Source organism: Litoreibacter ponti, from assembly GCF_003054285.1.
GTDB classification, from domain to species: domain Bacteria; phylum Pseudomonadota; class Alphaproteobacteria; order Rhodobacterales; family Rhodobacteraceae; genus Litoreibacter; species Litoreibacter ponti.
The window spans coordinates 848,556-870,835 of record NZ_QBKS01000002.1 but is presented as its reverse complement, the minus strand read 5'-3'; the positions used below and the strand labels follow the sequence as shown (position 1 = coordinate 870,835).

Annotated in this window: 19 protein-coding genes; 18 read left to right on the top strand and 1 reads right to left on the bottom strand. The window is 62.9% G+C overall.

Going from position 1 to position 22,280, the window contains the following annotated elements; genetic code table 11:
- Window positions 1-5: 5 nt before the first annotated feature.
- The 4 genes from C8N43_RS18135 to C8N43_RS18120 are packed head-to-tail and all read left to right on the top strand — an operon-like array spanning window position 6 to window position 3,954.
- The gene (locus C8N43_RS18135; RefSeq protein ID WP_107847138.1) at window positions 6-923 is read left to right on the top strand and encodes a DeoR family transcriptional regulator; all 918 of its coding nucleotides are present in this window, start codon (window positions 6-8) and stop codon (window positions 921-923) included.
- Window positions 924-976: 53 nt separating this feature from the next.
- Window positions 977-1,567: a TRAP transporter small permease gene (locus C8N43_RS18130; protein ID WP_107847137.1), complete on the top strand. Its 591-nt coding sequence runs from the start codon at window positions 977-979 to the stop codon at window positions 1,565-1,567.
- On the top strand, window positions 1,568-2,857 hold the full coding sequence (locus tag C8N43_RS18125; protein WP_107847136.1) for a TRAP transporter large permease: 1,290 nt from the start codon (window positions 1,568-1,570) through the stop codon (window positions 2,855-2,857).
- Window positions 2,858-2,886: 29 nt separating this feature from the next.
- Window positions 2,887-3,954 carry a TRAP transporter substrate-binding protein gene (locus C8N43_RS18120; RefSeq protein WP_107847135.1) on the top strand — a complete coding sequence of 356 codons (1,068 nt, stop codon included), beginning with the start codon at window positions 2,887-2,889 and terminating at the stop codon, window positions 3,952-3,954.
- A 93-nt stretch (window positions 3,955-4,047) separates the two neighbouring features.
- Here the strand turns inward: C8N43_RS18120 and C8N43_RS18115 are convergent, their stop codons facing one another.
- On the bottom strand, window positions 4,048-4,512 hold the full coding sequence (locus tag C8N43_RS18115; protein WP_107847134.1) for a tetratricopeptide repeat protein: 465 nt from the start codon (window positions 4,510-4,512) through the stop codon (window positions 4,048-4,050).
- 48 nt (window positions 4,513-4,560) lie between these two features.
- Here C8N43_RS18115 and C8N43_RS18110 point away from each other — a divergent pair, with 48 nt between their 5' ends.
- The 14 genes from C8N43_RS18110 (at window position 4,561) to C8N43_RS18045 (ending at window position 22,274) form a co-directional block, all read left to right on the top strand.
- Window positions 4,561-5,781: a cytochrome-c peroxidase gene (locus tag C8N43_RS18110; RefSeq protein ID WP_107847133.1), complete on the top strand. Its 1,221-nt coding sequence runs from the start codon at window positions 4,561-4,563 to the stop codon at window positions 5,779-5,781.
- Entirely contained in the window at window positions 5,781-6,644 is an 864-nt protein-coding gene (locus C8N43_RS18105) for a PfkB family carbohydrate kinase (RefSeq protein WP_107847132.1), read from the top strand. Before C8N43_RS18110 ends, C8N43_RS18105 begins: the two co-directional genes overlap by 1 nt.
- Window positions 6,635-7,660, top strand: a complete 1,026-nt coding sequence (locus tag C8N43_RS18100; protein ID WP_107847131.1) for a tagatose 1,6-diphosphate aldolase — start codon at window positions 6,635-6,637, stop codon at window positions 7,658-7,660. Before C8N43_RS18105 ends, C8N43_RS18100 begins: the two co-directional genes overlap by 10 nt.
- Window positions 7,661-9,016: an L-fucose/L-arabinose isomerase family protein gene (locus C8N43_RS18095; RefSeq protein WP_107847130.1), complete on the top strand. Its 1,356-nt coding sequence runs from the start codon at window positions 7,661-7,663 to the stop codon at window positions 9,014-9,016. It abuts the gene before it with no gap.
- Window positions 9,013-10,104, top strand: coding sequence for a Gfo/Idh/MocA family protein (locus C8N43_RS18090; RefSeq protein WP_107847129.1), 1,092 nt, complete (start codon window positions 9,013-9,015; stop codon window positions 10,102-10,104). The genes C8N43_RS18095 and C8N43_RS18090 overlap by 4 nt, the downstream gene beginning before the upstream one ends.
- Window positions 10,101-11,087, top strand: coding sequence for an aldose epimerase family protein (locus C8N43_RS18085; RefSeq protein ID WP_107847128.1), 987 nt, complete (start codon window positions 10,101-10,103; stop codon window positions 11,085-11,087). Before C8N43_RS18090 ends, C8N43_RS18085 begins: the two co-directional genes overlap by 4 nt.
- A 3-nt stretch (window positions 11,088-11,090) precedes the next feature.
- The gene (locus C8N43_RS18080) at window positions 11,091-12,533 is read left to right on the top strand and encodes an NAD-dependent succinate-semialdehyde dehydrogenase (protein ID WP_107847127.1); all 1,443 of its coding nucleotides are present in this window, start codon (window positions 11,091-11,093) and stop codon (window positions 12,531-12,533) included.
- Between the two features lie 72 nt (window positions 12,534-12,605).
- Complete coding sequence (gene pdxR, locus C8N43_RS18075) at window positions 12,606-14,069, top strand: MocR-like pyridoxine biosynthesis transcription factor PdxR (RefSeq protein ID WP_107847126.1); 1,464 nt, start codon at window positions 12,606-12,608, stop codon at window positions 14,067-14,069.
- 207 nt (window positions 14,070-14,276) lie between these two features.
- The gene (gene xsc / locus C8N43_RS18070; protein WP_107847125.1) at window positions 14,277-16,046 is read left to right on the top strand and encodes a sulfoacetaldehyde acetyltransferase; all 1,770 of its coding nucleotides are present in this window, start codon (window positions 14,277-14,279) and stop codon (window positions 16,044-16,046) included.
- 90 nt (window positions 16,047-16,136) lie between these two features.
- Window positions 16,137-17,075, top strand: a complete 939-nt coding sequence (locus tag C8N43_RS18065; protein WP_107847124.1) for a phosphate acyltransferase — start codon at window positions 16,137-16,139, stop codon at window positions 17,073-17,075.
- Window positions 17,072-17,833 (top strand): sulfite exporter TauE/SafE family protein, encoded by a 762-nt coding sequence (locus tag C8N43_RS18060; RefSeq protein WP_107847123.1) that lies wholly within the window; start codon window positions 17,072-17,074, stop codon window positions 17,831-17,833. Before C8N43_RS18065 ends, C8N43_RS18060 begins: the two co-directional genes overlap by 4 nt.
- Before the next feature lie 9 nt (window positions 17,834-17,842).
- The gene (locus tag C8N43_RS18055) at window positions 17,843-20,659 is read left to right on the top strand and encodes a molybdopterin oxidoreductase family protein (RefSeq protein ID WP_107847122.1); all 2,817 of its coding nucleotides are present in this window, start codon (window positions 17,843-17,845) and stop codon (window positions 20,657-20,659) included.
- Window positions 20,656-21,399 carry a 4Fe-4S dicluster domain-containing protein gene (locus tag C8N43_RS18050; RefSeq protein ID WP_107847121.1) on the top strand — a complete coding sequence of 248 codons (744 nt, stop codon included), beginning with the start codon at window positions 20,656-20,658 and terminating at the stop codon, window positions 21,397-21,399. Before C8N43_RS18055 ends, C8N43_RS18050 begins: the two co-directional genes overlap by 4 nt.
- Window positions 21,399-22,274 (top strand): dimethyl sulfoxide reductase anchor subunit family protein, encoded by an 876-nt coding sequence (locus tag C8N43_RS18045; RefSeq protein WP_107847120.1) that lies wholly within the window; start codon window positions 21,399-21,401, stop codon window positions 22,272-22,274. Before C8N43_RS18050 ends, C8N43_RS18045 begins: the two co-directional genes overlap by 1 nt.
- Window positions 22,275-22,280 lie beyond the last annotated feature (6 nt).

Genomic DNA, 22,280 nt, shown 5'->3' with positions numbered 1-22,280 from the left:
CGGCGATGGGACGGAGGTTAGCCTATTCCACGCCGGTGTCAGCCTCGGACCTGCCTGATTTGTACGGAAGAGGGCGCAATTCGAAAGCTCCGTTGCGCAAAAGACTTTCGTTATTTTCGGTATTGCGTCAGGTTGGCGCGACTCGAAGATCGGATTACGCGATGCTCAGCCCACGGCAGCGAAAAATATTGAGGCTTATCGAGGCGCAGAAACGCGTGCGGGTCGATGACCTGTCCGACAGCTTTGCGACCACGCCACAGACCATCCGAAAGGATCTTGAGCGGCTGGCAGAGCTGCACCATGTCGTGCGCTTTCACGGTGGTGCGACATTGGTGGGTGGGGTCGAGCATATGGCGCTGTCGACCCGGGAGGCGGACGCGCTGCGCGAGAAACAGGCCATCGGGGCCGCCGTCGCGGGGCGCATCCCGGAAGGCTGTGCGATCTTCCTCAATGCGGGCACGACCACGGGCCAAGTGGCCCGGATGCTGTCGGGCCATTCGCAGCTTCGCGTCGTGACAGATAACGTCGATATGGCATCAAAATTAAGAGCTTATCCCGGGTTGGAGGTCATCGTTCCGGGGGGCATCGTGCGCCGGTCAGATGGCGCGATTCTGGGCGCGGAGGCGGTGGATTACATCCGGCAGTTCCGGGTCGACTACGCCGTGATCGGCGCTGCAGCGCTGTCGGAAGATGGCGCGCTTCTGGATTTCGATCTGGCCGAGGTGCAGGTCTGCCGCGCCATGATGGCAGGCGCGCGCCATGTGATCCTCGCGCTCGATAGTTCCAAATGCGCGCGGTCTGCCCCGGTGACCCTTGGCACGCTGGAGGGCGTGCACACGGTCGTCACCGATGACGGCGTGCCGGGCTGGGTCGCGCCACTTTGTGAGGCCGCCGAGGTGGACCTGGTCGTCGTTAATGCTTGACTCACGTTTTCGCTTGCGCCCAACTCGAAACTAACGCGCGTCTGGGAGGATTAATGCTCGTTATCGCCAAAGCCACCGCTCTTCTGGCCGCGCTGAACAGCGCCGTGCTTGCTGTGGGTCGGCAGATCGCGATCGTGCTGATGGGCCTCATGGTGCTGGTGATCCTGTTGCAGGTGGTCTTTCGCTATGTCTTGAACGACGCGTTGCCGTGGTCGGAAGAGGCTGCGCGCTTCATGATGTTGTGGATGGCGGGCCTCGCCGCACCGAGTGCGTATCGCTGGGGCGGCTTCGTCGCCATCGACATGGTGCCGGAGCTATTGCCGAAGAAAGTCGGCGCAATCCTGTCCTTTGTTTTGCTGCTCGTCGCGATGCTGGTGCTGGTCACCGCGGTGCAATTGGGCTGGAACCACGTCAATTCCGGCTGGCTCTTCAACTCGTCGTCGCTGAAGATACCGCGCGCCATTTGGGGCGGCGAGGGGATACAGCGCATCAAGCTTGCCTGGATGTATCTGAGCATGTTCGTGGGCGTTTGCCTGCTGGTGGCGGTCAATATCGAGCTGGTGCTGCGCGCCTTCCTGACGCTCTTTGACCGCGAGGACGACGTGCCCCCGGTCAAGCCGATGTTCGCGATGGAGGCCGACTAGATGCTGGTCTGGTTCCTGCCGCTCTTCCTGCTGTTCCTGATGATCGGCCTGCCGGTGTTCTTCGGCCTGCTGGCCGCGCCGGGGATCTTGCTGTGGATGAACGGGCAGGAACGCGACTTGGCGCTGCTCTACCGCAATGTCTACAACGGCATGGACAGCTTCCCGCTGATGGCGATCCCGTTCTTCATGCTGGCGGGCGAGATGATGAACCGGGGTGGTATCACGATGCGGTTGGTCGAGTTTTCGCAGGCCTGTGTGGGCCATCTGCGGGGCGGGCTGGCGCAGGTGAATATCCTATCGTCAATGCTGTTTGCGGGGCTGTCAGGCTCGGCAGTGGCCGACACCTCTGCGCTGGGCTCAATGCTGATCCCGGCGATGGAGAAAGAGGGCTATTCGCGTCGCTTTGCCGCCGCCGTGACCGCCGCGTCTTCGGTGATCGGGCCGATCATCCCGCCCTCCGGCATCATGATCATCTATTCCTACGTCATGGGCGAGAGCGTGGCGGCGTTGTTCCTTGCTGGTATCATCCCGGGCATCCTTGTGGGCGTCGGCCTGATGATGGTCACGTCCTATCTGGCGAAAGGCGCGGACTTCCCGGCCTCGCGCGAGCGGGCGACTTGGGGTGAGAAGGGCCAAGCCTCGCTGAAAGCGTTCTTCCCGCTGCTGACGCCCGTCATCATTCTGGGCGGCATCTTAGGCGGGGTCTTCACGCCCACCGAGGCAAGTGCCGTCGCCGTGGCCTATGCGCTGTTTGTATCGCTGTTCCTGCTGCGCTCAATGGGCGTCAAAGACGTACCAGAGGTGCTGCTGAAAGCGGCGCTGACCTCGTCGGTCGTTCTGCTGTTGGTGGGCGCCGCAATGGCGTTCAAGACGGTTGTGTCGCTGTCCCACGCACCGGAGCAATTGGCCGAGTTCATTCTGACCCTGTCGCAGAACCCGCTTGTGCTGTTGTTCCTGATCAACCTGCTGCTCTTTGTCGTCGGCATGTTCCTAGATGCAGGTCCCGCGATCATCATCCTTGGCCCGATCCTCGCCCCGATCTTTCTGGAGCTGGGCGTGCACCCGGTGCACTTCGCCATCATCATGTCCGTCAACTTGACCGTAGGTCTGGCGACGCCGCCCATGGGACTGGTGCTGTTCGTGGCGTCTTCAGTGTCGGGCGAACGGGTCGAGAGCATCTCGAAAGCGATCCTGCCGTTCCTGGCGGTGGAGGTCGCGGTTATATTCCTGATCACCTACGTGCCGGCCATCTCGCTGTTTCTGCCGCGGCTGTTCGGCTTCATCGCATAATCAAGAAATCCAAAGGGAGGATTACCTAAATGAAACTCGGAAAACTGTTCAAGACCGCGGCGCTGGCTGCTGGCATGGCGGCGATGGGCTTCACGGCCTATGCCGACGGCCACAAGATGACCATCCGCGCGACAGCCAACTCTAACGAGAACGACGAGGACTATGACGGTCTGGTCGTCTTCAAGGACTATGTCGAAAAGGCATCGAACGGCGCCATTGAGGTTGAGCTGTTCATCGGCACCCAGCTTTGCGCCAACGGCGCGGAATGCCTGCAGGGCATCGCGGATGGGTCGATCGACGTCTACATCTCCACCTCCGGTGGTGCTGCGGGCATCTTCCCCTTCGTTCAGGTTCTGGACCTGCCCTACCTGATGCGCGACGACCGCGTGGCCGAGGCCGTGCTGTCAGGTGACTTCACCCGCAAGATGCGTGAGATGGCGCTGGCCGCCTCCGGCGACCAAATTCGCCTGATGACCATCGGCAACACCGGCGGCTGGCGCAACTTCGCCAACACGCAGCGGCCCATTCAGAAGCCTTCTGATATGGAAGGCCTGAAAATCCGCACCGTGGTGGCCGACCTGCCGCAAGAGCTTGTGAAGGCCCTTGGCGCAGCGCCCACGCCGATCCCGTGGCCCGAGCTGTTCACCTCGTTCCAGACGGGCGTTGTGGAAGGCTCCAAGAACGGCATCACCGACATCATGGGCATGAAATTCCCCGATGCGGGTCTGCAATATGTGACGCTGGACGGCCACGCCTACATGGGCGCGCTGTGGTTCATGAACAACGACAAGTTCATGTCGATGGATGAGGGCATGCGCCGCGTCGTGGTAGACGGCTTTGCCGCCCTGCAACAGGCCACCTTCGCTTCGCCCAAGCGCAAGTCGATCCAGGCCTACGCGGACTTCGTGGAAGGCGGCGGCAATCTCTACGTGCCGACCCCGGAAGAAAAGGCCGCGTTCAAAGAGGCAGCCGCCCCGGTGTTTGACTGGTTCAAAGCCAATGTCGACGGCGGCCCGGAAATCTTCGACGCCCTGACCGCAGCCGTGGCTGAGGCAGAGGCAGAGATCGACGCCGATCTGGCCAAAGACCTGAACTAAGTGTTCAAAGGTGAAGCGGGGGCTTTGGTGCTCCCGCTTCGTCTTGCCTCACATGGGCCTGCGCGCGGGTCTATCTGAGCCAAGATGAAACCGTTACCGGAACGGATACATCCAAACCTTGTAATCTGCGATCAACTCATGGGCATGCTCAATTTGCGCCTTCGTCATCTTCTTGACCACCTCCTCTTGGGAGATCGCCGCGTCGGGGTCGCCGCCAATGGCGCTGAGCGCGTACCACATGTAGGCGCGGGTCAGATCGATGCCGGTGCCGATGCCGACCTCGTAGTACCAGCCGAGGCCGGACTGCGCGCCGGGGTGGCCCTTCATGGAGCTGCGCAAGTACCACTCGAAGGCGCGGACCGGATCCTTTTCGACACCAAGACCAAGGGCGTACATGACGCCGATCAGCTCTTCGGCGTCGGCATTGCCGGAGCGGGCGGCGGGCCAGAGCGCCTCATAGGCGGCCTCAAACTGGCTCGACTCCATCAGGTCGCGGGCCTTCTCGATATCAGCGTGGGCGGGCAGGGCCATCAAAAGCAAAAGGGCAATCGCGCGCATGTCTCTCTCCTGTTTGGGGCAGTGTGCCTTTGCATCGCCGGGCCTGCAATGGCGTGGGAGCGGGTTACGCCAGAGATGTACCCGGAGTTCGACACCGCCGAGGCGAAGCTGGGCCAGCTGCTGTTCTACGACCCGATCCTGTCGGGCAATCGCAACATTTCTTGCGGGACCTGCCACCACCATGACCTGTTCTCTGCCGATGGCTTGAGCCTTGGGATCGGCGAAGGCGGCGTGGGTCTGGGGCCGCAGCGCGTCGTCGGGCCGGACGGGATCAAGAAACGCGTGCCGCGCCACGCGCCCGCGCTTTGGAACATCGGGGCCAAGGAGTTCACGGTGTTCTTCCATGACGGGCGCGTCTCCGCGTCGGAAGATTACGGCAACGGGATCAACTCACCTGCCGAGGAATGGCTGCCCGAAGGGCTCGACAGTTTACTGGCCGCACAGGCGCTGTTCCCGCTGACCGCGCAGTTCGAGATGGCCGGCAATCCAAAAGAAAACGAGGTCGCGGGCGCGATCCATGACCGGATCGACTACGCATGGCCGATCCTGTCGAAGCGCGTGCGCGCGATCCCGGCATACCGGGAGATGTTTACACAGATCGGGGTCCAGGAAGCCAAGATCGCCGATATCGTGAACGCGCTGGCGTCGTTCATGGACAGCGAATGGCGCAGCTTCGACAGTCCCTATGATCTGGGAACGATGACGCCCGCACAGACCCGCGGGGCGGAGCTGTTCTACGGCGAGGCGGGCTGCTCAACCTGCCATTCCGGGCCGTTCCAGACGGATCACGATTTCCACGCCATTGGCCTGCCCGCCTTCGGGCCGGGCCGCACGCGGCGGTTTGATCCGATCCCGCGCGACGTGGGGCGGATGGCCGAAAGCAACGATCTGGACGATGCATACCGTTTTCGCACGCCGTCCCTACGCAATGTCGCGTTGACTGCGCCCTACGGGCACAATGGGGCCTTCCCGACGCTCGAGGGGATCATACGGCACCACCTCGATCCGCGCGCGAGCCTCGATCAGTGGACGCCCGCGATGGCACGGCTGCCAAAGGCACCGGCGGTCGAGAAGATCGATTTCGTGATCCAGAGTGACAGCCGCGAGATGGCGCGACAGCGCGCCAAACTCGACATTACGCCGGTCGATTTGACAGACGCGCAGGTGGCCGATCTGGTGGCCTTCATGCATGCGCTGAGCGGCGGCGACAGCCGCTATGGGCGGCTCGGGCGGCCAGAGACGGTGCCCAGCGGGCTGGCGGTGGATTGATGGCGCGGGTCTTCGTGGCGGGCAGCGCCGTTTTGGATTTTGTCTATCGGATGGAGAGTTTGCCGGTCGGCGGTGAAAAGTTTCAGGCCGACGGGCTGGATCTGGTGGGCGGTGGATGTGCCGCCAACGCCGCCGTGGCGGTGCAACGCCTGGGCGGTCACGCGCAATTGCTGGCGCGCTTCGGGCAGGACGAGGTCTGCGATCTGGTCTGCGATGACCTGCGGCGCGAGGGCGTGGACCTGACCGCGTTGGAGCTGACCCCGGGCCGGTCGGCGGTGTCATCGGTCTATGTGGACGCGGCGGGTGAGCGGCAAATCATGGCGTTCCGCGGCGAGGGGCTGTGCGAAGTGCCGAAGCCGTGCCAATTCACCGCCGACGCCGTGCTGGCTGACACGCGATGGGAAGAGGCCACGCTGGCGGCCTTCGCGCGAGGGAGAGAGCTTGGCGTGCCTTGTGTGCTCGATGGCGAGGCACCGGTAAGCGAGGCGATGATGCGCGCGGCGAGCCATATCGTGTTCTCGGAGCAGGGCTTGGACGACACGTATCGGAACCTCGAGGAGGCGCACCGCGCTTTGGGCGTTTTCGTGGCGGTAACGCGCGGCGCGAATGGAGTGGATTGGATCGACGACGCGCCCGGGCATCTGGACGCGCATCTGGTGGTGGTCAAGGACACGCTCGGCGCAGGGGACGTGTGGCACGGTGCCTTCGCGCTGATGCTGGCCGAGGGCAGGACCACCCGCGACGCCATGCGTTTCGCGCAAGCGGCGGCGAGTTTGAAATGCGAAGGGGCAGGCGGTCGCCGCGCGACGCCGACCCGGGACCAAGTGATCGAATTTCTGAAAGAGAGAGACCAATGGAACTGACGGCAGGCAAACTTTGGGGCATGCGCCGCATGGCCGATGCGGGCGGGCTATTCAAGATGACCGCGGTGGACCAGCGCCCGCCGATCAAAGGCCCAATTGCCGCCCATTACGGCACCGACGCGGCCCCGTATGAGGACGTCGCGCGGTTCAAGGCGATGCTGGTTGAGACGCTGCAAGAGGGCTCAAGCGCGATGCTGCTCGATCCGCATTACGCGATCCCTGTGGGGCTGAAACACCTGTCGCCCACGAAGGGGTTGATCGTGACGCTGGAGGATTCGCTGTTCGAAGAGACCGGCAATGGCCGCAAATCCTCCATGATCGACGACTGGGACGTGGGCAAGATCAAGCGGATGGGCGGCGATGCCGTGAAGGTGCTGGCGTGGTATCGCCCGGACGCAGACCCGACTGTCTGCCAACATCAGCGGGATTGGACCAAGCGCATCGGCGAGGCCTGCGCCAAATATGACATCCCGTTCCTGTTCGAGCTGCTGGTGCACCCGCTCGACAGCGATACTGAGCAGACCAGCGAATATATCGAGATGAACACCAAGCGCGCCGACGATGTGCTGCGCTCGGTGGAAGCGTTCTCGGGCGCGGATTTCGGCGTGGATGTGTTCAAGCTGGAAAGCCCGGTGCCAGCCAAGGATGTTGCCCAGACCGACGGTGTTCAAGCCCTGTTCGACGAGATGGGGCGTCTTGCCGGGCGGCCTTGGGTGATGCTGAGCGCGGGCGCGGGCAAGCCGGAGTTCAAGGCGATCCTCGAGCATGCCTTTGCCGCTGGTGCGTCGGGTTTCCTGGCGGGCCGCGCGATCTGGCTGGATGCGTTTCAGGCGTTTCCCGATTGGGATGCCATACGCGCGGGCCTTGAAGGCGAAAGCGCGGCCTACATGGCCGAAATCTCGGCCCTGGCGGATGCGAAAGCTACGCCCTGGGACCAGCACGCATGCTGGGGCGCGGGCGGCGCGCAGTTCAAGCCTGCGGATGCGAGCTTCCGTCACGGCTACGAGGGCCTCTAGATGAAAATCGGATTGCTGCCGCTGGGGCGACCAACCTTCGATGTGCCTTATGCCGAGGAAAAGCTGGCGGGCATGCTGGCGAAGATCGACGCGCTGGCCTCTGCGGAGGGCCACGAGGTCATCGGGCCGCGCGCTCTGCTGATGGAGCCGTCGCCGGATGCGTTATCGCAGGTCGCGCAGGCCGATCTGGTGTTGGTCCTGCAGGTGACCTTTACGGATGCCGCCTTCGTAGTGGAGGCGTCGAAGCTGGGCGTGCCGCTCGCAATTTGGGCGGTGCCGGAGCCGCGACTGGGCGGGCGACTGCGGCTTAACGCGTTTTGCGGGCTGAACCTTGCGGGCCATGCCTTGGGCCGCAATGGGGTAGGCTTCGGCTGGCTCTATGGCGATCCGGGTGATGCGGATTTGGCCGGCTTGCTTGCCGGGAAAAACGCGGTGTCGCGCCTTGACGGTGAGGAGCCGGGCGTCGCGGCGGTGGAGAATCCAGTGCCTCATTTGCGTATCGCGCGGATCGGTGCGCATCCCGTGGGGTTCGATACCTGCGCTTATGACAAGGCGGAGTTGGAGGCGCTGACTGGGGCCTCTGTGGACGAGCTGGAGCTGGACCAGATGTTCGCCGCGGCGCGGGGGTTGGACGATGCTGCGGTCGCCCCCTACCGCGACAAGGTGGCGGCCGTGCCGAACCTGAAGGACATGGATCAGGGCGAGTTGGATCGCTCATTGCGTCTTGCCAGCGCGCTTGAAATGCTGCGCAGCGAAAACGACTACGACGCCTTTGCAATCCGCTGCTGGCCGGAGACTTTCACCGAATACGGTGGCGCCGTTTGCGGCCCTGTCTCGATGATGGGCGAGGCGCGTGTGCCTTGCGCTTGCGAGGCGGATGTCTATGGCGCGGTGACGCAGGCGATCTTGCAGAGAGTCTGTGATAGCCCTGTTTTTCTTGCCGATCTGGTTGATATGGACGCTGAATCCGATACAGGTGTCGTGTGGCATTGCGGCCAAGCCCCCGTCTCGATGACCGATGATGAGCCAATGGCGACAGTACACACCAACCGCAAACAGGCGCTGCTCTACGAGTTCACGCTGAAGCCGGGACGCGTGACGTTTTTCCGGATTTCGCAGGCTTACGGCGTGCCGAAGGTCGTCATTGCCGGGGGTGAAATGCTGCGCAGCGAAATGGCGTTTACCGGGACATCCGGGGTCGTGCGCTTCGATCATGCTGCGCAGAAAGTTCTGCGCGATGTGATGGATTCCGGGCTGGAGCATCACATGGCCATTGCCTATGGCGACCACCGCGACGCGCTGCGCCGGATCGCGGCGGGGATGGGGTTGCCCGTCATCGAGTTGGGGGCGGCATGATCAGATACGGGATCATCGGTTCCGGCATGATGGGCCAGGAGCATATCCGCAACATCGCGCTTCTGGAGGGCGCCGAGGTCGCAGCAATTGCGGACCCGAACGAGCAGATGCGATCCGTGTCGGTCCAGAGCTCCGGCGCGGTCGGGTATGCGTCTATGGACGAGATGCTGGCGGCTGATGCGTGCGACGTGGTCCTTGTCGCGGCGCCAAATGACACCCACGCGGGGATCATGCAGAAGCTGCTGGCGACCGACAAGCCGATCCTGGTGGAAAAGCCGCTGGCGACGAGCAGCGCTGATTGCCGCGATCTGCTGAATATGGCGAAGGGGCGGGTCGCGCCCGTTTGGGTCGCGATGGAGTACCGCTACATGCCGCCACTACAACGGCTGATGCAGGCGGTGGATCAGGGCGCGGTGGGCACGCCGCGCATGATGTCGATCAGGGAGCATCGCTTCCCGTTCCTGCCGAAGGTGGACGACTGGAACCGCTTCAACGCGCGGACGGGCGGCACCCTGACCGAGAAATGCTGCCACTTCTGGGACCTGATGCGGCTGGTGTTGAAGTCTGATCCGGTGCGGGTCTACGCGTCGGGCGGGGTCGACGTGAACCACCGCGACGAGCGCTACATGGGGCAAATGCCTGATATCATCGACAACGCCTATGTCGTGGTCGATTTCGCGAACGGGTCTCGGGGCATGCTGGATCTGTGCATGTTCGCCGAAGGCTCGTTCTGGCAGGAAACGATCGCGGTGACCGGCGAGAAGGCCCGGGTCGAGGCCTTTGTGCCGGGGCCCGCGCGGTTCTCGCCCGATGGCCGCGAGCGCGAGGCAGAGTTCGTCATGTCGCTCAGAGCGCTCAAGGAAGAGGTGCGCGAGGTGGTGCACGTGCCAGAGCATATTCTGGCGGCGGGAGATCACCACGGCTCGACCTTCTTCCAGCATGAAAAATTCATAGAGCTCGTGCGCAGTGGCAAAGGCGCGCCGGAGGTGTCGCTGATGGATGGGTACTGGTCCGTCCTCGTCGGCGAGGCGGCGGAGGAGTCCGCACGGTCGGGACAGGCGATTGATTTGCGGGGGAGGGGACCATGAGCTTCGGCGAGATGCCTGATGGCAGCCCAGTGGCGCAGCACCGGATCGCGGGCGGCGGGCTGACGGCCTGGGTACTGTCCTACGGCGCGGTGCTGCAGGATTTGCGGCTGGACGGCCACGATGCCCCGCTGGTGCTGGGGTTCGACGACTTCGCGCCTTACCTGACCGACAGCCCGTACTTTGGCGCTATCGCCGGGCGCTGCGCGAACCGGATCGGGGAGGGGCAGTTCTCGCTTGATGGGGTGCGCTATCAAGTCGATCAGAACTTTCAGGACCGCCACCATTTGCATGGTGGCAGCAAAGGGGTTGGAAAGCGCAACTGGACGGTCGAGAGCGTTTCCGACGACCGGATCACTTTCCGGATCGATCTGGCCGATGGCGAGATGGGTTATCCCGGGAACATGGTGGTGCGTTGCACCTATGCCTGCCTCGACGGCGGTGTCTTCGACATTGAGCTGACCGCCGAGACCGACGCGCCGACGCTGTGCAACTTCGCCCATCACACCTACTGGAACCTAGATGGCGGTGAGACAACAGCGGATCACCTGATGCAGGTCGACGCGGACAGGTTCACTGTAGTGGATGACGGATTCATCCCGACCGGCGAGGCCCGAGACGTGACTGGCACGCGCTATGATTTCCGCGCAGAACGGCCCATCGCAGACGACGTGTTCATTGATCATAATCTGTGCCTGTCGGATGAGCGACAGGCCTTGCGCAAGATCGGTACGCTGCGCTCTACCCGTTCCGGGGTTGCGATGGAGATGCGCACGACCGAGGCGGGACTGCAGGTTTATGATGCGTACAAGATGCAGATCGGTCCAAAAGGGCTGGGCGGGCGCAGCTATGGGCCGCAGGGCGGTGTCGCGCTGGAGCCGCATGTCTGGCCGGACGCGATCAACCATGATGGCTTCCCCGAGGTGGTGCTCCGCCCCGGCGAGCGATATGAACAGCGCACACAATTTGCGTTCAGCAAGGGATAGAACATGAGCTACACGGCATATCTGAAAGAGGCGAATTTCATTGCCGGCGCATGGGTCGGCGCGGATAGCGGCGAGAACATCGACGTCACGAATCCGGCTACGGGCGAGGTGATCGGCACCGTGCCGGCCTGCGGCGAGGCAGAGACGCGCCGCGCGATTGATGCGGCTGCCGGGGCGTTCGACGGGCTTGCGGATATGCCACTTCTGGAGCGCGTGGGGCTTTTGTGGAAGCTGCATGATGCGCTGATGGACAACCAGAAGACGCTGGCGGAGTTGCTGACCGTCGAGATGGGCAAGCCGATGGCGGAAAGCATGGGCGAGATCGGCATCGGCGCGCAATATGTGCGCTGGTTCGCCGAAGAAGTGCGCCGCGCCAAGGGCGAGATGGTCCCTGCGCCCACCAATGGCCGCCGCTTTTTGGTGACCAAGCACCCGGTGGGCGTTGTGGGCATGATCACGCCGTGGAACTTCCCCAGCTCCATGCTAGCGCGCAAGATCGCACCGGCGCTGGCAGTGGGCTGTACCGTGGTGGCGAAGCCCGCGACGGCGACGCCCTATAGCGGTCTGGCTTGGGGCGCGTTGTGCGACGAGGTGGGCTTCCCGAAAGGATCGGTCAACGTCGTGACGGGCTCCGCACGCAAGATCGGCGGGGCGATCATGGACGACCCGCGCGTGCGCAAGGTGACCTTCACCGGCTCCACCGAGGTCGGCAAAGAGCTGATCCGGCAGTCGGCCGATACGGTCAAGAAAGTCTCGATGGAGCTGGGCGGCAACGCACCCTTCCTCGTGTTCAACGACGCCGATATCGACGCCGCCGTCGCGGGTTGCATGGTGTCCAAGTTCCGCAACTCGGGCCAGACCTGCGTGTGCGCGAACCGCATCTATGTGCAGGACGGCGTCTACGACGAGTTCGTGGCCAAGCTGAAAGAGAAAGTCGAGGCGATGAAGGTCGGCGACGGGCGGAAAGACGGCGTGGAGCAAGGCCCGCTGATCGACATGGAGGCTGTCGAGAAGGTGGAAGAATTCGTGGCGGACGCGAAAGCGAAAGGCGGCGAAGTGGTCTCTGGCGGGGGGCGGCATGGCAACGGCTTGAGCTTCTTCGAGCCCACCATCGTGACCGAGGCCACGCAGGAGATGAAATTCGCCAAGGAAGAAATCTTCGGCCCGCTTGCCCCGATCTTCCGGTTCACCGATGAAGATGACGCGATTGCCTGGGCCAATGACACCGATTTCGGGCTCGCCAGCTACGCTTATACCCGCGATATCGGGCGCATCTTCAAGCTGAACGCCAAGCTGCAATACGGTATGATCGGCATCAACTCGGGCCTGATAACCACCGTGGAAGCGCCATTTGGGGGCGTGAAGGAAAGCGGTTTGGGCAAGGAGGGCGGCAGCCAAGGGCTCGAGGACTATCTCGACGTGAAATACACGGCCGTCGACTTCTAGAGTCTGATGCTTCCGCTGGCGAACGGGGTCTGATATAGCCAAATCAGACCCCGCTTAAGGCCAGCTTCAGACATGTCCATCGCCGTCGAGACCTTCTTTCTGGACCCCGCCTTCGAGGGCACGCTACAACAGCAAATTCAGCAGATCGTCGCCGGTGGCATTCTGTCGGGGCGGTTTCGTCCGGGCGAGAAGCTGCCCTCTTCGCGCAAGCTGGCGCAGCACTTGGGTGTCAGTCGGATCACGGTGACGCTCGCCTATAATGAGCTTATGGCCGATGACTACCTGCGCTCCGCCGGGCGGTCCGGCTATTTCGTGTCCGAGAACGCGCCGGAGCCGCCGCAGCTTAAGCCGCGTTCCTCCCAGGATACGGTGGATTGGTCGCGGGCGATTGGCACGCGGTTCTCAGGCAATCTGCAGGTCGAGAAGCCGCTGGATTGGCGCAAGTACAAATATCCATTTCTGTATGGACAGGTCGACCCTGCGCTCTTTGATCGGCAAAACTGGCGGCTCTGCGCCGTGCGGGCCTTGGGTCAGCGGGACTTCGACAGCCTGACGGCGGATCAGGTGGATCGCGACGATCCGCAGCTGCTGGAGTTCATTGCGCGGAATACTCTGCCGCGTCGGGGAATCTTGGCGAGCCCGGATGAGATCCTGATTACCGTCGGTGCACAAAACGCCCTGTGGCTTGCCGCGCAGGTGCTCTTGACCCAGCGGCGCACGGCGGCCCACGAGGACCCGTGCTACCCGGGGCTTCGGTCGATCCTGCATCAGTCGCGCTGTCACCGGGTGGAGATTCCCGTCGACCCCGACGGCATGCCGCCCGCGATGATCCCGCCGGAGACGGACGTGGTGTTCACCACGCCAAGCCACCAATGCCCAACGGCAGCCACCATGCCGCTGGCGCGCCGCAAAGAGCTTCTGCGCCGTGCGTCCGAGGACGATTTCCTGATCGTCGAGGACGACTACGAATTCGAGATGTCCTTCCTGAAACCGCCATCGCCCGCGCTCAAATCGCTCGATGAGGACGGGCGGGTGATCTATGTCGGATCGTTCTCCAAGTCTCTCTTCCCCGGTCTGCGGCTTGGTTATCTTGTCGGACCCGCACCGTTCATTCGCGAAGCGCGGGCGCTGCGCTCGGCGGTATTGCGGCATCCGCCGGGGCACATGCAGCGCACAGCGGCGTATTTCCTGTCGCTCGGCCACTATGACGCGCTGGTCCGACGCCTGCGCAACGCCCTGCATGACCGACGGCGGATCATGGACCGGGCGTTGGAAGATCACGGATTGACCGTGGCGGGAAAGGGCGCGTCGGGCGGATCGAGTTACTGGATGCGCGCGCCGGACGGGGTCGACACGCTCGAGCTCGCGCGCCGGTTACAGGACAAGTCGGTGCTGATCGAGCCGGGGGCAGCCTTTTGCGAGGGCGAGCAGAGGGAGTTCAAGCACTACCGTCTGGCCTACTCGTCGATCGGCGCAGCACAGATTTCGCCTGGGGTCGCACTGATCGCTGCGGAAATCGACGCGATGCAGGCGTGAATTAACAGTTTTTGAGACTCTCGGGTTGCGACCATTCCGCTCATTCTAAGTGAATTTGACGCGTGCCAGTTTTTTTCTGGATATAACAACGGAAACGTCTGGTCATAACATACGCCCCCGCATCGGCCTAGATAACGTGCCAGAGATACCAAGGGGCGTGGACCTGCGCCCGGATTCGCACTTCACCATGATTGGGAGATCGCCACCATGAAGATGACGACCGAAGAAGCCTTCGTCAAAACCCTGCAGATGCACGGGATCCGCCACGCCTTTGGCATCATCGGCTCGGCCATGATGCCCATCTCGGACCTGTTCCCGTCCGCTGGGATCAAGTTCTGGGACTGCGCCCACGAGATGACCGCGGGCATGATGGCTGACGGCTACACCCGCGCCACGGGCGAGATGTCGATGATGATCGCGCAGAACGGACCCGGCATCACCAATTTCGTCACCTCCGTGAAAACGGCCTACTGGAACCACACCCCGCTGCTGCTGGTCACTCCGCAGGCGGCCAACAAGACCATCGGTCAGGGCGGCTTCCAGGAGATGGAGCAGATGAACCTGTTTGCCGACTGCGTGGCCTACCAGGAAGAGGTCCGCGACCCTTCGCGCATTTGCGAAGTGCTCAACCGCGTGATCATGAAGGCGTATCGCGCCTCGGCTCCGGCCCAGATCAACATCCCGCGCGACTACTGGACCCAGGTCATCGATATCGAGCTGCCCGTCGTCGTCGATTTCGAGCGTCCCTCGGGCGGCGAGGAAGCCGTGCAGAAGGCGGCTGATCTGCTGTCGTCGGCCAAGTTCCCGGTGATCCTGAACGGTGCTGGCGTGGTACTTGCAGGCGGCATCGACGCCTCGATGAAGCTCGCCGAGACGCTCGATGCGCCGGTCTGCGTGGGCTACCAGCACAATGACGCTTTCCCGGGCAACCACCCGCTGTTCGCTGGTCCGTTGGGCTACAACGGCTCGAAAGCCGGGATGGAGCTGATCTCCAAGGCCGACGTGGTGCTGGCACTCGGCACCCGTTTGAACCCGTTCTCGACCCTGCCAGGCTACGGCATCGACTACTGGCCGAAGGACGCGAAGATCATCCAGGTGGACCTGAACCCCGACCGCATCGGCCTGACCAAGAAGGTCACCGTGGGCATCGTCGGCGACGCCAAAAAAGTGGCGGAAGGCATCCTGGGCAAACTGGCCGACGGCGCCGGTGATGCCGGTCGCGACGAGCGCAAGAACATGATCGCGCAGACCAAGTCGGCCTGGGCGCAGGAGCTGACCTCGCTCGATCACGAGGAAGACGATCCGGGCACCACCTGGAACGAGCGCGCCCGCACCCGCGAGCCGAACAAGATGTCTCCCCGTCAGGCTTGGCGCGCAATCCAGTCCGCGTTGCCGAAAGACGCGATCATCTCGTCCGATATCGGCAACAATTGCGCCATCGGCAACGCCTACCCGTCCTTCGAGGAAGGCCGCAAATACCTTGCGCCGGGCCTGTTCGGCCCCTGCGGCTACGGCTTCCCTGCGATCATGGGGGCCAAGATCGGCTGCCCGGATGTCCCCGTGGTAGGCTTCGCCGGCGACGGTGCGTTCGGCATCTCGATGAACGAGATGGTGTCGGTGGGTCGCGGCGACTGGCCCGCCATGACCATGATCATCTTCCGCAACTACCAGTGGGGGGCCGAGAAGCGGAACACCACTCTCTGGTTTGATGACAACTTCGTCGGCACCGAGCTGGACACGAACGTCTCCTACGCCAAAATCGCCGAAGCGTGTGGCCTAAAGGGCGTTCAGGTCGACGGCATGGACGCCCTGACCGATGCGCTGAACACCGCCGTCAAAGAGCAGATGGAAAACAACGTGACCACCTTCATCGAGGTGATCTTGAACCAGGAGCTCGGTGAGCCCTTCCGCCGCGATGCGATGAAGAAGCCGGTCTCCGTGGCCGGGGTTGCCGCGTCGGACATGGCCGCCGAATAAGCCGTCGGTCTGCCCAAGAGATCGCCCGCCCCGAGAGATCGGGGCGGGTTTTTGGGTGAAAAGACCTCGGTTCTGGGAGAGAATTGCGTCATGTCCGATACCAATCCGTTTCTATCGACCCGAGATGCTGTTTGCCCGCCGACCCTGTTGGAGATGGCGCAGAAGGCGAAATCACCCCGCGTCGCCATTGCCCGCGCAGGCGCACCACTTCCGATGGAGGCCGCCCGCGATGCGACCGAGGCCAACATCATGGAGCCGGTCTTCACCGGCGAGCGTGCCCTGATCGAATCCGAGGCGGAGAGGCTGGGCTGGGATATCTCGCAGTTTCAATTGATCGAAGCCGAGGGCGAGCAAGACAGCGGCATGGCCGCCGCGATGGCGTGCGGTGAAGGCCGAGCGGATGTGATGATGAAGGGCCAGCTGCATTCCGACACCTTCATGCGTGCGGCCCTCGCTCGCGATGCTGGTCTGCGCACGGGCAATCGGCTGGTGCACATTTTCCACATCTCGCATCCCGATGGGGGCCGCCCGATCACGATTTCCGATGCGGCGGTCAACGTGGACCCGAACATCGAGACCCGCAAGGACGCGACCCGCGAAGTGGTCAAGCTGCTGCACATGATCGGCAATCCGCGTCCGAAAGTGGCGTTCCTGAGCGCCACGGAATCCGTGCTGCCCGCCGTGCCATCTTCGGTCGAAGCGGACGAGTTGGCGACCTGGGCGAAATCGGAGATCGAGGGTGCGGAGTTCTCCGGCCCGTTGGCCCTTGACCTGATCCTGTCGCCCGCGGCAGTGGCCACCAAGAAGCTGACTGCAGACCCTGTAGCGGGACAGGCCGACGCGATCATTGTGCCCGACATTGTGTCGGGCAACTCGCTGTTCAAAGCCTTTGTCTATCTCACGGGCGGCTGCGCGGCTGGCATCGTGATGGGCGCGAAGGTGCCCGTTTTGCTCACGTCTCGCGCGGACCCGCCGGCGGCGCGTATGGCGTCGATCTGTCTGGCCGCGATTGCGAACGCCAACGCATGAACCAGCTCGCCGCCTTCACCAATCTGACCCCGACGGAGCTGCTCGTGCTGGGCGCAGTCGTGTTCGTGGCGTCGATGGTGCGTGGCTTTTCTGGGTTCGGGCTCAGCGCGGTGGTGATGGCCGCTGCGGTTTTCATCCTGCCGCCGCTCGCGCTGATCCCGATGCTTTGGTTTCTGGAAATGGCGGGCTCACTTGCCATGTTTAAAGGCGGGATGGCCGATGCGGATATGCCGACCGCGAAGGGGCTGATCATCGGCTCCGCGGTCGGGCTGCCCTTTGGCCTGCTGCTGACCATGCAGCTGCCTGTCGAGGCCTCGAAGGTCGTTGCGCTGTCTCTGCTGATCATCTTGGCGGTCAGCCAGCTTGCCAAGCTTAAACTGCCCTTTCTCGCCACGCGGGTCGGAACCTACGGCACCGGGTTTGGTGCCGGGATCATCACCGGCCTTGCGGGGGCAGGGGGCATGTTCATCGCACTCTATACACTGGCGCGGAACCTGCCTGCGCGCACCATGCGCGGCACGCTGAGCATTTATCTTCTGGGCGCGGGCCTTCTTGGCCTGATCACCCATCTGGCCATCGGGACGATGGACCACACCGCCATCGCGCGGGGGCTGTTCTTTATCATCCCGACGCTGCTGGGGCTTTACGCAGGGCGCGCGCTGTTCGTGCCGCGGCTGGAGCCTTTCTACAAACCTTTCTGTCTGACGCTGCTGCTAGGCCTCGCCTCGCTTGGCCTGATCCGCACCGTATCGAACTAGGAGACCACCATGAACCAGCCGGTTATCAACCTGTCCCCCAAGGTCTCCGACGAGGTCCGCAAGACCACCTGCTACATGTGCGCCTGCCGCTGCGGGATCAACGTGCACATGAAAGAAGGCAAGGTCGCCTATATCGAAGGCAACCGCGACCATCCTGTGAACCAGGGCGTGCTCTGCGCCAAGGGCAGCGCTGGCATCATGCAGCACAACGCACCCTCGCGCCTGCGTGCGCCGATGAAACGGGTGGGGCCGCGGGGCTCTGGCGAATTCGAAGAGATTAGCTGGGACGAGGCCTACGACATTGCCGTCGGCATCCTTGAGCCGGTGCGCCGCGACAATCCCGAGAAGCTTGCCTTCTTCACAGGGCGCGATCAGTCGCAGAGCTTCACCTCGCTCTGGGCGCAAGGGTTCGGCACGCCAAACTATGCGGCCCATGGCGGCTTCTGCTCGGTTAATATGGCAGCCGCTGGCATCTACACGATGGGCGGCGCGTTCTGGGAATTCGGACAGCCTGACTGGGACCGCACCAAGATGCTGATGATCTTTGGCGTGGCCGAGGATCATGACAGCAACCCGATCAAGATGGGTCTGGGGAAGATGAAGGGCCGCGGGGCCAAAGTCATCGGTGTGAACCCGGTTCGGTCGGGCTACAACGCTGTGGCCGACGAGTGGGTCGGCATTACGCCCGGCACCGACGGATTGTTCATCCTCGCCATGGTCCACGAGTTGTTCAAGGCGGGCAAGCTGGACCTCGCCTACCTGTCGCAATTCACCAACGCGCCCGTTCTGGTCAATGGCGACGAGAAGTCCGAGGATTTCGGCCTTCTGCTGCGCGACAAGGACAACAAGCTGATGGTGATCGACCGCGCGACCGGCAAGCCCGCCGCTTTCGACAAACCCGGCGTGCAGCCCGATCTGGCCGGGTCCCTGCGCGACAAGGGCGTCACGCACCGCTCCGTCTTCCAGCACATGGCGGAGAAGTATCTCGATCCGGCTTACGCGCCAGAGGCCGTGGCTGAGAAGACCGGCATTTCTTCGGACCGCATCAAACGTCTCGCTGCGGAACTGGCCGATGTGGCATTCGATCAGTCAATCGAGATCGAGCAGGAATGGACCGACTTCCGCGGCACCAAGCATACCAAATTCATCGGTCGGCCCGTATCCTTCCACGCCATGCGCGGGATTTCGGCCCACGCGAACGGCTTCCAGACCTGCCGCGCTTTGCACCTGCTGCAGATCATCCTCGGCTCGGTTGAGACGCCCGGCGGCATGCGCTTCAAGCCGCCCTATCCCAAGCCGCCAGAAGCGCATCCGAAACCGCACTACGGGGTAACCCCCGGCCAAGCACTGGACGGCCCGCATCTGGGCTTCACCCATGGCCCGGATGATCTGTGCCTGAAGGAAGACGGCTCGCCCGCGCGGATTGACAAGGCCTTTACTTGGGAAAACCCCATGTCGTCGCACGGTATGATGCACATGGTCATCTCCAACGCCCACGCCGGGATTCCTTACAAGATCGACACGCTGTTCATGTACATGGCGAACATGTCGTGGAACTCGTCGATGAACACCCGCGGCGTGATCGACATGCTGACCGACAAGGATGAGGATGGGAATTATGTGATCCCGAATATCATCTACTCCGACGCCTATAGCTCGGAGATGGTCAGCTACGCCGACCTTATCCTGCCCGACACGACCTATCTGGAGCGCCACGACTGTATCAGCCTTCTGGACCGCCCGATCTGCGAAGCGGATGCGGTGGCCGACGCCATCCGCTGGCCGGTGGTTGAGCCGGACCGGGACGTCAAAGGGTTCCAATCCGCGCTGTGCGATCTGGGTGGGCGTCTCGGTCTGCCCGGCTTCGTCAACGAGGATGGCAGCCAGAAATACAAAGACTACGCCGACTACATCACAAACCACATCCGCCGCCCCGGCGTGGGCCCCCTGGCGGGGTTTCGGGGCAATGGCGACGATCAAGGGCGCGGCGAAAGCAACCCCAACCAGCTGGACCGCTATATCGAGAATGGCGGCTTCTGGATGGAGCACGTCCCGGAGGATGGCGCGTATTTCAAACCGTGGAACATGAACTATCAGGACTGGGCGGTCGCGAAATCCTTCTACGACAAGCCGATGCCTTACCTGTTCAACCTCTACGTCGAGCCGATGAGGAAGTTCCAGCTCGCAGCCGAAGGCCACGGCACCCGCCAGCCCCCCGATCACCTGCGCGAGCGCATCAAGGAAACGATGGACCCGCTGCCGATCTGGTACTCGAACGAGGCAGATAATCTGGCCGAAGAATACCCGATTACAGCGCTCACGCAGCGGCCCATGGCGATGTACCACTCCTGGGGCTCGCAGAATGCGTGGCTGCGCCAAATCCATGGGCACAACCCGCTCTACGTCTCCAAGAAGATCTGGGACGATAACGACTTTGCCGAAGGCGACTGGGCCAAAGTCACCTCGCCCCATGGCGAAATTACCGTGCCGGTCGCGCTGCAGGCAGCGCTGAACGCCAACACCGTCTGGACATGGAACGCCATCGGCAAGCGCAAAGGTGCGTGGGCTTTGGAAGAGGACGCGCCGGAGACCACAAAAGGCTTCCTGCTGAACCACCTGATCCACGAGCTGCTGCCACCCAAAGGCGACGGTCTGCGCTGGTCCAACTCTGACCCGATCACAGGTCAGGCCGCTTGGTTCGACCTGAAAGTTCGCATCGAAAAAACCACGGCCCCTGCGGACAATCAGTCCAAGCCCAACATCGCGGCCCAAAAGTCGCCGGTGGGCAAAGGTCCGAAATCTCTGACATGGAAGCTCGGCAAATGACCCAACTCCCAACGCATACCGAGAAGAAGCTAGGCCTTGTAATCGATCTTGATACCTGCGTCGGCTGCCACGCTTGTGTGGTGTCGTGCAAAGGCTGGAACACGGAAAACTACGGCGCAGCGCTGAGCGATCAGAACCCCTACGGCGCGGATCCGTCGGGGACGTTCCTGAACCGCGTGCACTCCTACGAGGTCACCCCGGACGAGGGCGCTGCGATGACGGTGCACTTTCCGAAATCTTGCCTGCATTGCGAGGACGCGCCCTGCGTCACGGTGTGTCCCACGGGCGCCAGCTACAAGCGGGTCGAGGACGGGATCGTGCTGGTCAACGAAAGCGACTGCATCGGCTGCGGGCTGTGTGCCTGGGCCTGCCCCTATGGCGCGCGGGAGCTGGACCAGGTGGAAGGCGTGATGAAGAAATGCACGCTCTGCGTGGACCGGATCTATAACGAGAACCTGCCCGAGGAAGACCGTCAGCCAGCCTGTGTGCGGACGTGTCCCGCGGGTGCGCGCCACTTTGGCGATCTTGGTGACGAGACCTCGGATGTCTCCAAACTGGTGGCCGAGCGTGGCGGCATGGACTTGATGCCCGAGCAGGGCACCAAGCCCGTGAACAAGTACCTGCCGCCGCGTCTGAAAGACGAGCAGATCGATGTGCTTGCCCCGTTCCTGGAGCCCGTCGCGGCAGAGCCGCAAGGCTTCCTGGGCTGGCTCGACAAAACACTTGAGAGGATCGGCTAATGCATCCCGCACCGTCCATCATCTTCTTCACCGTCTTCTCTGGCCTAGGCTTCGGGATGATGTTCTTCCTTGGGCTCGGCAAACCGGATGTGTCCGGCTTCACCGCCTTTGTCTTCTTTGCCATCGCCTATGCATTGGCCGTGGGCGGGCTGATCTCGTCGACCTTCCACCTTGGCAATCCGCAGCGCGCGCTCAAGGCGTTCTCGCAGTGGAAGACCAGCTGGCTGTCGCGCGAGGGCTGCTTGGCTGTCGCTACCCTGATGATCATGGGGCTTTACGCGATTGGCGTTGTCTTTCTGGACACGAGGTGGACCCTGTTGGGCTTGCTCGGTAGCGCGCTCAGCCTTGCGACCGTGTTCGGCACCTCGATGATCTACACGCAGATCAAGACCGTGCCCCGGTGGAGCAACTGGACCACGCCGGTCCTGTTCCTGCTTTACGCGCTGACGGGCGGGGCGTTCCTGACCGGGCAGACCTCCACCGCGACACCGCTTTTGCTTGTCCTCGGGGTGTTCCAATGCGTGGTCTGGATGATCGGGGACGGGCAGTTCGCCAAGGCGGGCTCGACCATCGAAACCGCCACGGGTTTGGGCCATATGGGCAAGGTTCGGATGTTCGAGGCACCGCACAGCTCGAAGAACTACCTGATGAAGGAAATGGTGCACGTGGTCGGTCGAAAGCATGCCCGAACCCTGCGCATCATCGGTGTGCTGTGCTTGTCCTTGCTGCCCTTGGTGCTATTGCTGGTCGTGCCCTTCAGCCACCTTGTCGCCCTTCTGGCTGTGCTGTTGCACATCGCGGGCGCGCTCATGATCCGCTGGCTTTTCTTTGCCGAGGCCGAGCACACCGTGGGGCTCTATTACGGGGCAAGGTAGTCTCTG

What these genes read in the sequence shown, in the direction of transcription:
- pdxR (WP_107847126.1), top strand. Translation starts at nt 12,606, where the DNA reads ATGTCCATCGCCGTCGAGACCTTCTTTCTGGACCCCGCCTTCGAGGGC.
- C8N43_RS18055 (WP_107847122.1), top strand. Translation starts at nt 17,843, where the DNA reads ATGAACCAGCCGGTTATCAACCTGTCCCCCAAGGTCTCCGACGAGGTC.
- C8N43_RS18135 (WP_107847138.1), top strand. Translation starts at nt 6, where the DNA reads ATGGGACGGAGGTTAGCCTATTCCACGCCGGTGTCAGCCTCGGACCTG.
- C8N43_RS18090 (WP_107847129.1), top strand. Translation starts at nt 9,013, where the DNA reads ATGATCAGATACGGGATCATCGGTTCCGGCATGATGGGCCAGGAGCAT.
- C8N43_RS18085 (WP_107847128.1), top strand. Translation starts at nt 10,101, where the DNA reads ATGAGCTTCGGCGAGATGCCTGATGGCAGCCCAGTGGCGCAGCACCGG.
- C8N43_RS18065 (WP_107847124.1), top strand. Translation starts at nt 16,137, where the DNA reads ATGTCCGATACCAATCCGTTTCTATCGACCCGAGATGCTGTTTGCCCG.
- C8N43_RS18120 (WP_107847135.1), top strand. Translation starts at nt 2,887, where the DNA reads ATGAAACTCGGAAAACTGTTCAAGACCGCGGCGCTGGCTGCTGGCATG.
- C8N43_RS18105 (WP_107847132.1), top strand. Translation starts at nt 5,781, where the DNA reads ATGGCGCGGGTCTTCGTGGCGGGCAGCGCCGTTTTGGATTTTGTCTAT.
- C8N43_RS18115 (WP_107847134.1), bottom strand. Translation starts at nt 4,512, where the DNA reads ATGCGCGCGATTGCCCTTTTGCTTTTGATGGCCCTGCCCGCCCACGCT.
- C8N43_RS18130 (WP_107847137.1), top strand. Translation starts at nt 977, where the DNA reads ATGCTCGTTATCGCCAAAGCCACCGCTCTTCTGGCCGCGCTGAACAGC.
- C8N43_RS18045 (WP_107847120.1), top strand. Translation starts at nt 21,399, where the DNA reads ATGCATCCCGCACCGTCCATCATCTTCTTCACCGTCTTCTCTGGCCTA.
- C8N43_RS18080 (WP_107847127.1), top strand. Translation starts at nt 11,091, where the DNA reads ATGAGCTACACGGCATATCTGAAAGAGGCGAATTTCATTGCCGGCGCA.
- C8N43_RS18100 (WP_107847131.1), top strand. Translation starts at nt 6,635, where the DNA reads ATGGAACTGACGGCAGGCAAACTTTGGGGCATGCGCCGCATGGCCGAT.
- xsc (WP_107847125.1), top strand. Translation starts at nt 14,277, where the DNA reads ATGAAGATGACGACCGAAGAAGCCTTCGTCAAAACCCTGCAGATGCAC.
- C8N43_RS18110 (WP_107847133.1), top strand. Translation starts at nt 4,561, where the DNA reads ATGGCGTGGGAGCGGGTTACGCCAGAGATGTACCCGGAGTTCGACACC.
- C8N43_RS18050 (WP_107847121.1), top strand. Translation starts at nt 20,656, where the DNA reads ATGACCCAACTCCCAACGCATACCGAGAAGAAGCTAGGCCTTGTAATC.
- C8N43_RS18125 (WP_107847136.1), top strand. Translation starts at nt 1,568, where the DNA reads ATGCTGGTCTGGTTCCTGCCGCTCTTCCTGCTGTTCCTGATGATCGGC.
- C8N43_RS18095 (WP_107847130.1), top strand. Translation starts at nt 7,661, where the DNA reads ATGAAAATCGGATTGCTGCCGCTGGGGCGACCAACCTTCGATGTGCCT.
- C8N43_RS18060 (WP_107847123.1), top strand. Translation starts at nt 17,072, where the DNA reads ATGAACCAGCTCGCCGCCTTCACCAATCTGACCCCGACGGAGCTGCTC.